Origin of the sequence: uncultured Imperialibacter sp., from assembly GCF_963974565.1 — a bacterium.
Taxonomy (GTDB): domain Bacteria; phylum Bacteroidota; class Bacteroidia; order Cytophagales; family Cyclobacteriaceae; genus Imperialibacter; species Imperialibacter roseus.
This window is the reverse complement of the sequence record NZ_CAXBCJ010000011.1, coordinates 41,668-52,948: the sequence shown is the minus strand read 5'-3', so window position 1 is coordinate 52,948 and position 11,281 is coordinate 41,668. Positions and strand designations below refer to the sequence as shown.

At 48.2% G+C, this 11,281-nt stretch carries 5 protein-coding genes; 2 read left to right on the top strand and 3 right to left on the bottom strand.

The features are described 5' to 3' along the window. Positions 1 to 22 precede the first annotated feature (22 nt). Positions 23 to 514 carry a hypothetical protein gene (locus tag AAC052_RS16390; protein ID WP_317491848.1) on the bottom strand — a complete coding sequence of 164 codons (492 nt, stop codon included), beginning with the start codon at positions 512 to 514 and terminating at the stop codon, positions 23 to 25. 100 nt (positions 515 to 614) lie between these two features. Then, entirely contained in the window at positions 615 to 2,606 is a 1,992-nt protein-coding gene (locus tag AAC052_RS16385) for an alpha-amylase family protein (RefSeq protein ID WP_339814644.1), read from the bottom strand. A 380-nt stretch (positions 2,607 to 2,986) separates the two neighbouring features. On the opposite strand from AAC052_RS16385, the gene AAC052_RS16380 reads away from it, so the two are divergent. Continuing rightward, positions 2,987 to 6,106 carry a glycosyl hydrolase gene (locus AAC052_RS16380; protein ID WP_339814642.1) on the top strand — a complete coding sequence of 1,040 codons (3,120 nt, stop codon included), beginning with the start codon at positions 2,987 to 2,989 and terminating at the stop codon, positions 6,104 to 6,106. Between the two features lie 39 nt (positions 6,107 to 6,145). Here the strand turns inward: AAC052_RS16380 and AAC052_RS16375 are convergent, their stop codons facing one another. Beyond that, positions 6,146 to 8,014 carry a DEAD/DEAH box helicase gene (locus tag AAC052_RS16375; RefSeq protein WP_339814641.1) on the bottom strand — a complete coding sequence of 623 codons (1,869 nt, stop codon included), beginning with the start codon at positions 8,012 to 8,014 and terminating at the stop codon, positions 6,146 to 6,148. Between the two features lie 240 nt (positions 8,015 to 8,254). Between AAC052_RS16375 and dnaE the strand changes: the two genes are divergently transcribed. Beyond that, entirely contained in the window at positions 8,255 to 11,233 is a 2,979-nt protein-coding gene (gene dnaE / locus AAC052_RS16370; protein ID WP_339814640.1) for a DNA polymerase III subunit alpha, read from the top strand. Positions 11,234 to 11,281: the final 48 nt, after the last annotated feature.

Below are 11,281 nucleotides of genomic sequence, written 5' to 3'. Positions count from 1 at the left end.
CAATTGCTTAATGATAGGAATGTCATTCCCCGGAACCGCCAAACTTCTTTTTGGCAGCCTCGGCCTTAGCTTTCAGCCCGGTCATTTTGGTTTTGTCTGTAACAATAGCTTTCATCGAACCATCAAGTAATGCGGTGGCCTTCTTCACTCCTTCTGCACATTTCGGTGCCTTGGTGCCACATTGCGAACTAGCCTTTGAAGCAGTGGCACCGTCAGTAGACAGGCGTTTCGAGTCTGTATCCAGCGATTTGTAAGAGCTTTCCAGGTCTTTGAACCTGGAGAGCAGGCCGTCTATAGCACTTTCATCCTCTTCCTTTGACGCTTTGTCAATATCTCCATCCAGCTTTGCCAGAGTTGAAGACAGTCCTTTTTGTTTGCTGGCAAACTCAGTAACGGAGGCAATGTATTTGTCGATAGTAGCATTGCCGAATTTTTCGGTTTTAGCACCATCATCCTGCCCTACAGCAAGGTGGACAGTCAGGAACAGTAAAACAATAGGAAAAAATGTTTTCATAGTTTTAAAAATCAATGGTTTATGAAAGCTAGGTAAAAGCTCCATAATTTCTCAGGTCGGCTAAAAGAAAATATATTTACCATTGCCCTTATGTTTTTTTCTACTTTTCAATAACCACAGCTTCATATTGCCCCAACTCCTCTATCTTGAGTTGCAGGTACCCATCGCTCCAACGATAGTCAACCGGATCACTGCCCACCATCGTAAACACGCTGGATGGTTTAACTTCACATCGCACCCTGAATTCCAGGTCATTAACTGTAAGTGGTTCAAAAAACGTGTTGCCACTAAACCCTGTAATATTCACCAGATGTAAAATGATACCGTCTTCCTCCTGCCTGCCAAAGTTCTCGGGGGTGTTCTCTACATACTTTTGCAACACCGCCTCTACTCTCGGGTGCGCATTAGTTGTGAACAAATCGCTAATGCCGGGCTCCAGGTAATTGATTATATCAAGCAGTATCTGCTTGTGCTCTTCGTAGCCATGTATGTAGTACAATCTGCCGAGATTGATGGGCATCAAAACAGCTTTGCTTGCAGAATGGTTTTTCACGGCCACGGCCTTGTAACCTGTCGGTTCATGGCCTCCTATTTTCTCGGGAGGGCCTGGTCGGCCAGGTGTGTAAATGGGCAAATAGGTTTCGTCAGCCTGGTCAAAATTATAAAAGCCAAGGTTAAACTTAAACATGATAAGACTCTGTAAATCAAAGCTTTTAAATACTGATTTGTTTTCAGGCGCCAGGTAATAGCCTGCTCCGTCCTGATCTGGCTGGACAGCCTTTGCACCGAACAGCTCGAGCAGCGCATCCGGGTGCCCACTCAACGACTTATTGGTCGCAATCAGGTGTGTGCCGCCAGCAACTGCTGCCTTAATTACAGCCAGTGATCCGCTGTCCAGACTCACAATTTCCGGAAGGATGATCACCTTGTAGCCTTTCATCTTATTTCCCAGTTTCGACAACTGGGCATCTTCTATCAGATCAAATTGAAGGTGAGCCTCCTTCAGCATGAGCTGAATGCCCCTGTATTCCTGCGCACGCTCGCCTCCCGGCCAGTAGCCAGGCGATACCACGGCGATTTCAGCCGGAGACATATAATGACCGTAGTACTTTTCGTTGGCTTTGTGGTGGGCATATACTTCTCTGAAAACCCCATAACTCCTCTCGTCTTCATTCCCTTGAAAATCGCCCATGATGCTCATGTCGAGCCCTGAGCCGTTGGCAATGTTTTGATACAGCCTGATGGCCGACTCCTCAGGTTCCACGGCGTTGTACCTCGACTGAAAAGAAATCTGTTGGATACTTGCGTTACTTATGATGTGGTCAGGGTAGCTGTTTTCTACGTTGTTGACATTGTCAGAGGCTGAATAGGGCCAGTAAGGCAGGCCACTTGGGTGCGACTCATGTCTGATGATGTCGACGTAGTTGCCCATGTACGTGCAAATGGCGATCTGCTCATTCTTTGCCTTCACCATGGAATGTAGTCGCTTCATCAAGTCATCCACAGTGAACTTTTTGAACTCCTGGTATTTTTGAAATACCGGGTCAGCGTCGTCCTCCACCAATGGCAGGGTCATACCGCTGTACTCCATAAACCGCTCTTTATCGTAGGGGTTTTGGTCAATGCCGTGATAAACGCCTTCATAGGCATTTCGTGTTTGGTAACCCGGCATGTTGATGAAAATACCATCAATAGCATACAAGTCAATCACCTCACCAACAATGTCGAAAAGCACCTTTTGCTCATAGGGTGCATTAATGGAAATCACATACATATCGTCGTTCCTGATCCGCTCTCCTTTTGGCGACAGATAAAACCAATCAGGATGCCTGTCGAAAATGCTTTCGTGAGCCCGGCTGAAATCAAATCGCACAATTACCCTAATGCCGTTCTCATGGCATTTACTGATTACATCACCCAACATATTTTCCTTCATAAAAGAGTTCGTGTACTGGTCTTCCAGTTTGGTGGGGTAAAAGGCCATAATGCCACCGGCATTGATGATCAACGTGTTCACCGAGAAAGCTTTGAGATCATTGATCAGTGAGTCTACATTAAGATCAGCCTCATAAGCAGGGAGATTGGTCTGCATAGTGCGAAGGTTATTCGCCTTCCACCAGGGTATTGAGTCGGGCCAGGTGATCTGTTCACCAACCGCTTTCGTCCCTGACTGTGGAGGAGAACATGATAGGGCAGTTAGCAACAACACTAAAAACATCGAGAATCTTAGAATTTCCCTCATAAAGCTCATCTAACTTGTTTTTATAAATGTAAATCAATATCGATACAGTTTACTTGAATCTTATATAAACGTTGGTGACGGGCGCAACAACGGAGGTGAATTACGCACCTTAGTCGTCTCTAATCTCCCCCTATTATCCTTATTATCGGCCAGCGCTACGAAATTGATTAAACACAAAGTCTATTTCTTCATACTTTGAGGCTAACAATTGAAGATCAAACAACTTAACCATGAAAAGACTTGCGCTCCCCTTGCTGCTAGTGACTTTTGCAGTAACCGCCCTGGCACAACGAAAAGCCCAGACAACCCAACCTCCCAAAACCATTGACCAAAAGTATTTCTCGGAAATGAAATACCGGTCAGTTGGCCCCTCCAGAGGCGGAAGAGCTACTGCCGTTGCTGGCATACCTCAAAGTCCCTACACCTTCTACATGGGATCGCAGGGCGGCGGCGTTTGGAGAACAGACGACGCAGGCTGGAACTGGGAGAATATCACTGACGGCCAGTTTCAGGTGGGCTCCATTGGTGCTATTACCGTGGCTCCCTCCGACCCAAATGTGATTTATGTCGGCACTGGCTCCGCCTGTCTTCGAGGCAATGTTTCTCCCGGCATTGGTGTGTACAAAACCATGGACGAAGGAAAAACCTGGGACTTCATTGGTCTACCCAATGCGGGACAGATCGGTAAAATTGTTGTTCATCCCTCTAATCCTGACATTGCCATGGTAGCTGCTCTGGGTAACGCTTTCGGCCCCAACCCGGACAGGGGAGTGTACAAAACCATTGATGGAGGCAAAAGCTGGAAAAAAAAGCTATTCGTAAGCGACAGCACTGGCGCTATAGATATAGAGATGAACCCCGCCAACCCTCGCATCATGTATGCGGCGATGTGGCGTGCGGATCGCAAACCCTGGGCCATGACCGACGGCGGCATGGAAGGCGGCATCTGGAAGTCGAAAGACATGGGTGAGACCTGGGAAAAGCTGGAAGGCGGACTGCCGACTGGGCTTCTTGGCCGCATCGGACTAGCCATTTCACCTGCTCAACCTGATCGTGTTTGGGCACTGATACAAACGGCCGACGAAAGCAAAGGCGGCGTGTACCGAACCGACGACGCCGGTGGTTCCTGGAAGAAAATCAATCGGGACCACGAGCTTCGCCAGCGGGGCTGGTATTACACCCATATTACCGCCGACCCGAAAGATGCCAACACAGTGTACGTCAACAACGTGGGCTTCTACAAATCGATTGACGGGGGCAAAACATTCGATACCCGCATAAGAGTGCCCCATGGCGATAACCACGGCCTTTGGATCAATCCCGACAACACGGACATTATGATCCACTGCAACGATGGTGGCGCTACTGTATCTATCAACGGAGGCAAAAGCTGGTCGCACCAGCAGAACCAGCCCACGTCAGAGTTCTACAGAGTCACTGTCGACAACCAGTTTCCTTACCGTCTCTATGCCGGCCAGCAGGACAACACTACCATCTCAGTTCCCTCCTACTCTTCCGGCTCTCTCACCGACACCGAAGAGTGGTTCGGCGTTGGCGGTGGCGAATCGGCTGACGTGGCGGTGGATCCAACCAACCCCGACATCATTTATGCAACAAGCTACAGCGGCGAGATAACTTTCTACAACAAGAAAACCGGCGAAATGCGCCAGGTAACGGCCTACCCTCACTATACAGAAGGTACCGAGCAAAGAAAGCTCAAGTACCGCTGGCAGTGGAATTTCCCTGTACTGATTTCAAAATTCAACACAAACGTTATTTACGACGGCTCCAACTATGTGCACAAGTCAACTAACAAAGGGCAGTCGTGGGAAGTGATAAGCCCGGACCTTACCACTAAGTTCGCTGAAACGTTGGGTATCCCTGGTGGCCCTATTCAGCACGACGGCACAGGTGTAGAAGTGTACTCAAGCATCTTTGCGCTGGAGGAGTCTCCCTTCAATGAAGGTGAGCTGTGGGCCGGTTCCGACGATGGGCTGGTGCACATCACGAGAGACGGCGGCAAGTCGTGGAAAAACATCACCCCTCCCGGCATGCCCGCCATGGGCACTGTGAACAAGATTGAGCTATCGTCTCATCAGGCCGGAAGAGCGTTCGTGGCTGTGTACAAATACCGCAGGAAGGATTTCAGCCCTTACATTTTCATGACCAACGACTTTGGTGCTACCTGGTCGACGCTGACCAACGGTAAAAACGGCATTCCTGCAAATCACTTTGTACGAGCCATCGCTGAAGACCCCGACAGAAAAGGGCTCCTCTACGCCGGCACAGAATTCGGTATGTACCTTTCCTTCAATGAGGGTAAAAACTGGCAACCCTTTCAGCTTAACTTGCCTGTAACGCCCATTACCGATATGGAGGTACATGAGAAAGACCTTGTCATCAGCACCCAGGGCCGGGCTTTTTGGATACTGGACGATCTTACACCCCTGCACCAGCTCAACGATGACCTGATGGCAAGGGATGCCTTCCTTTACAAGCCCAGAGACACCTACAGAACCAATGTAGGCGGCTGGAACGGGCGGTCAGCAGATATCAACTTCTTTGTGAGTAAGACCGACGACAAAGTGACTTTAGAAATAATGGATGCGAGGGATGTTACTCCGGTGGTTTACTCAAGCAAACCCGACAAGGCAAAGGGAGAAAAAGAGTTGGAACTAAAAGAAGGCATGAACAGCCTGTCGTGGAACCTGATGTACCCCGGCCCAAAAATGGCTGATAACTTTATGGCGATGGTGTTCAGCGCTAACAGAACGCCTGGCCCAAAAGCTGTGCCTGGCACCTACTCCGTGAAACTAACGGCTGGAGACTATTCCCAAACCGAGACCTTTGAGTTAAAGGCAGACCCTCGCTGGCCTCACATTACAACAGCCGACTACCAGGCCCAATTTGATCTCGCTTCAGAAATGACCGACTACATCACCAAAAGCCAGGATTTGATCAGAAACATGAGGGCTATCAGGGAGCAGGCAAAGGCCATTGCAGAAAGGTCGGAAAAAGCTGGCTATTCTTCGGCAATCAAAGACAAGGCAACGGCATTGAACAAGAAGCTGACCGAAGCAGAAGACGCTATATTCCAAAATCAGATTGAAACCAGCCAGGACGAAATCAATTTTGAGAGGAAGTTCACTAACCACATAGCCAGGCTTTACGGTGTGGTGATTGACGATCACAATAAACCAACAGCAGGCATGCTGGAGCGATACGACGATCTCAAAAAACAGTTTATTGACCTAAGAAAGCCGTATGATGAAGTATTGACGACTGACTTCCCTGCTTTCAATCAGTTGCTGGAAAAAGAAAACGTGCCCAGAATAATTACAGAGAAATAGACACAAAAAAGCCTGGTCGATGCCAGGCTTTTTTATGCTTTATCCTTTCGGTTCGTCTTTGTTAACTCTCAGCTCCCGGCCGTCAATCACCAGCCCTTTGAAGCTGCTTGCCACTTTACCGGCGCTCTTTGCGTCCACCTCAAAAAACGAATGGCTCTTGTTGAGCTGAATCTGTCCTATATCGTCTTTTCTCAGCTTCGTCTGATCACAAATGAATTTGAGCAATTCGCCCTTGTTCACTTGGTCCATACTACCGATGTTGATAAAAAAGCGATCCATGCCCTTGCCTGCTGGCCCGGAACCAGTTTCACTGTTTGTTCTTTCACGCCTCTCAGACCTCACTGGCCGGTCGTTGCTCTCAGACCTCACAGGTCTATCACTTCTTTCGGGTCTCGAAGGCCTTTCAGCTCTAGCTGGTTTGTCAAAGCCACGATCAGGGCGATCACTTCGCCTGTCGGGACGCTCGTCTCTGCGGTCACTTCTTCTTTCGCTGCCGAAATCGTTGCGATCCCTTCTGCCATCCCTTTCACGGCGGTCACCTCTGCGTTCCATGCCCCGGTCATTGCCCCGGTCTCCGGTACGGTCATCGTTCAGGTTCTTGTCCGATACTTCTTTGTAGCCTATAAGCTCCATTTGTCTCGACAAAAGCTTGGCAAGCAAGGTTTCCTGGTTCATCTCAGCAAACATGGCTACCACCTTCTCGTGAATTTTGATGTCGAGGCTTTCGTTTACCTCAGTTTCCATCACTTTGTCAGCCCAGTGCTCAAGCCGACTGTTCAATATCTGACTAACTGCCGGCACCTGCACTTTCTTCATCCCAATGCCCAGCTTCTTTTCAATGAAGCGGATTTTACGGATGTCATGGTGCGTAATCAGTGCCAGAGAAATACCTGTTTTACCCGCCCTTGCTGTTCTGCCGCTTCGGTGCGTGTAATATTCCGAATCATCTGGTAAAGAGAAATGGATCACGTGACTCAGGTCGTTCACATCAATGCCCCTGGCAGCCACGTCGGTAGCAATCAGCAGGCGAACGGCATGGGCTTTGAATTTCTTCATCACCTGGTCACGCTGCTGTTGCGAAAGGTCTCCATGCAAAGCTTCAGCATGATAGCCACTTTGTGTAAGCTCTACAGCCAGGTTTTGGGTATCTATCTTGGTTCGGCAAAACACAATACCCAGCATGTCAGGCTGGAAGTCGATAAATCTCCGAAGCACCTCTATTTTGTCAGACGCCCTGATAACGGCATACTGATGTTCAATATTGGTATTCACCACATTACCCGACTGCACCGAAACCTCTACCGGATCCTTCATGAACTTCTTGATCAATGATCTGATTTCACGAGGCATGGTAGCCGAAAAAAGCCAGGTGGCTTTCTCCTCCGGTGTGTGGGACAAAATGGCGTCAATGTCTTCTTTGAAGCCCATGTTGAGCATTTCGTCCGCTTCATCGAGAACGACAATGTCAATGGTCTCAATTTTCACGACCTTTCTGTCAATCAGGTCGATGAGTCTGCCGGGAGTTGCCACAATGATCTGCACTCCGGCTTTTATGGCTTTTATCTGAGGGCCTATTGGCGCTCCACCATAAACTGTCTGAATACGTAAATTGGGATAATACTTGGCAAATGCTACAAGCTGCGCCGCAATCTGCTGGCACAACTCACGTGTTGGCGCTATAATCAGCGCCTGTGTGGTAAGATCACTACTATCCACATGGTCCAGCAGCGGCAAACCAAAGGCCGCAGTTTTTCCTGTTCCCGTTTGAGCAAGGCCAATAAAATCGATGGGCTCACTTATTAATAACGGAATGGACTGCTGTTGGATGGGAGAAGGAGATTCAAACCCCAATTCGGGAAGAACCCTTAGCAAGGGCTCTGATAACCCAAGCTCAGAAAATATACTCATTAAAACTTAATATAGATTAAGCTGCAAAGGTACAGCAAATTATTTGGAGTTGTGCTATTGGCGAATGCCCATAACAAATAATATTCTGAGACCTGCACGATAATCGAGTGAAAGGAAATAGCCAACCTTCAACAACTTGCGAGTTATCGTCGTTAGAAAAACTAAATTATATAGTATTTACAAGAGTGATAAAGCTAATTTATTTAGTATTTTAGCGGGGTAAACATAAAACCTGCCATCTTGTACCTCAACACCCACTCTTATTACAGCTTCAAATACGGCACTATGAGCCCCAACGAGCTCCTTGAGGAAGCCAGAACGAAGGGTGTGTTCACACTGTGCCTGACCGACATTAATTCAACCGCCGGTTGTCTTGAGTTTGTAAGAGAGGCTTCCAAATATGGCATCAGGCCCATTCTGGGGGTTGATTTCCGGAATCACCTTCAGCAGCTCTACATCGCTATAGCCAGGAACAATGAGGGCTTTCAGGAAATAAACGAACACCTTTCAAAGCACCTCAGAGAAGGCTCACCGCCCATTCCGTCGGGTGCGCCTCAAAAGTGGCAAAATGTCACCGTCATCTATCCGTGGGAGATTTATAGAAAAAGCCTTCACAACTTGCTTCCCCACGAATGGGTTGGCATCAAACCGCATGAAATTACCTATCTGCACTTGCAGAAAGAGTCTCTCCCAAAGAATAAGCTTGTTGCATTGGTAACTTCCACATTCAGGCACAAAAGAGACTACAACACACACCGGCTGTTAAGGGCTATTGCTGAAAATGCTCTGCTGACCAAGCTCGAACCCTGGCAGCTGGCTGGCGATGTCGACCACTTTTACTCGCCCGCAGAGCTGGCAACCATCTACAAAGAAACCCCACAATTACTGCTCAATGCTGAGCGAATAGCCGGTGAATCCGGGATATTTTTTGATTTCAGCGACGACCGGCCCCACCAAAACCTAAAAACCTATACTGGTTCGGAAACAAACGACTTCCAGCTCATTTCCAAACTTTGCCAGGACGGCGTCTCTTATCGCTACGGAAAACCTACCCGGCAAATTCAGGAGCGGATCAACAAAGAGCTGGAAACTATCCGTGCAAAAGGATTTGTAGCCTACTTTCTTATCAACTGGGACATTCTCCGGTACGCCCGCAGCAAAAACTACTTCTACGTCGGGCGGGGCAGCGGTGCCAACAGCATTGTGGCCTACCTGCTGCACATAACCGATGTGGATCCGATTGAGCTTGATCTCTATTTCGAGCGCTTCATTAACCTTTACAGAACAAATCCTCCCGATTTCGATATCGACTTTTCGTGGAGAGACAGAGAGGATATTACTCAATATATTTTCAACCGCTTCCCAAACGCTGCGTTGCTGGCTACCTACAGCACATTCCAGTACAAATCGGTGGCGAGGGAGTTAGGAAAAGTTTTTGGACTTCCTTCAATCGAAATCGAAGAGATGAACACCAACACAAAAAGCGGGAAGGTGCCCGATCAATTGGTGCAAAAGATCATGAGCTATAGTCAGCTTATCCACGATTTTCCCAGCCACCTGAGTATCCACGCAGGAGGCATTCTGATCGGTGAAAAACCGATGACTTATTTCACCGCCACTCACCTGCCACCTAAAGGATTTCCCACCACCATGTTCGACATGGTGCTTGCCGAAGACGTTGGTCTGTACAAGTTCGACATTCTGAGCCAGCGTGGTCTTGGGAAAATAAAAGAAGCGATTGACATCATCAGCAACAACAATCCGGCTGATCCAAAAATCGACATCCACGATATCAAAAGATTCAAAAAGGATGAAAGGGTGAAGGAGCTTCTTAGAGAGGGTAAAGCGATCGGCTGTTTTTATGTCGAGTCGCCTGCCATGCGTATGCTGCTCAAAAAACTGAAGGTAGACGACTACCTCGGCCTGGTGGCCGCCAGTTCCATCATAAGGCCTGGCGTGGCAAGGTCGGGCATGATGAGAGAGTATATTCTCCGCTTCCGTTTTCCTGAGCGAAGAAAAGATGCCCACCGGGTGATGATGGATATCATGCCAGAAACCTATGGCATTATGGTCTATCAGGAAGACGTGATAAAAGTGGCACATATGTTCGCAGGGCTGTCTCTGGCCGAAGCAGACGTTCTGCGCAGAGGAATGTCAGGCAAGTTCAGGTCCAGAGAGGAGTTTCAGGAAGTGAGAGAACGATTCTTCAACAATTGTTGTGAAAAAGGCTACGATAAGAAACTGACTGAGGAAGTGTGGCATCAGATCGAAAGCTTTGCAGGCTATGCATTCTCCAAAGGGCATTCAGCCTCCTATGCCGTGGAGAGCTATCAAAGCCTATTTCTGAAGGCTTACTACCCTCTTGAGTATATGGTGGCCACGCTCAATAATGGTGGTGGATTCTACAAGCCTGAGCTCTATGCCCACGAAGCCAAAATGCATGGAGCTATTATTGAGGCCCCTTGTGTCAATAAAAGCGAGAACCAAACCACAATTGATGGAAAGACCATCACGATTGGGCTTGGGTCAGTGAAAGACCTGGAAGCGACCACCATCGAAAGGGTGCTGGGAAGTCGGCACAAAAAAGGACTCTTCCTGAGCCTGGAAGATCTTGTCAGCAGAACAGGCATTTCACTCGACCAATTGACACTTTTGCTAAGAGTAGGTGCGCTCCGTTATACAGGAAAAACCAAACAGCGGCTGCTATGGGAGTCGCATTATATGTTTGGCAAAATGGGTGGTGCCAAAAGCAAGATGCAAGAACAGCAGTTGTTCGGACTTCCCTCCATCAAGGACTTTGAGCTGCCTGCATTAACAGTTGATCCCTTGGACAATGCCTTTGATGAGCTGGATTTACTTGGTTATCCACTTTGTGATCCGTTCTTGTTATTGCGAGACATTCCGTTTGAGCCCGTAATGGCATCGCAGTTTCCAGCCTATCTTGGAAAAACTGTCACAATGCTGGGTTACCTCATTGCCACAAAAAACACCAGCACGCTCAAGGGCGATGCCATGCACTTTGGCACATTCATTGACCAGGAAGGCAATTTCATTGATACTACGCACTTCCCACAAGTTGCCAGGAAACATCCTTTTCGTGGCAAAGGGTTCTACAGGCTAACAGGAAAAGTGGTGGACGAATTTGGCTTCTATAGTCTGGAAGTGAGTGAAATGGAAAAGGAAGCTTTGCTTTCCAGCATCAAAATGCAAAACGCATAAAAAAAGCCCCACCGGTATTTCCAGCAGGGCTCTTCGACCGAAGTCAAA

Coding starts and splice junctions, on each gene's coding strand:
- AAC052_RS16385 (WP_339814644.1), bottom strand. CDS start 2,606: ATGCAGACCAATCTCCCTGCTTATGAGGCTGATCTTAATGTAGACTCA.
- AAC052_RS16375 (WP_339814641.1), bottom strand. CDS start 8,014: ATGAGTATATTTTCTGAGCTTGGGTTATCAGAGCCCTTGCTAAGGGTT.
- AAC052_RS16390 (WP_317491848.1), bottom strand. CDS start 514: ATGAAAACATTTTTTCCTATTGTTTTACTGTTCCTGACTGTCCACCTT.
- AAC052_RS16380 (WP_339814642.1), top strand. CDS start 2,987: ATGAAAAGACTTGCGCTCCCCTTGCTGCTAGTGACTTTTGCAGTAACC.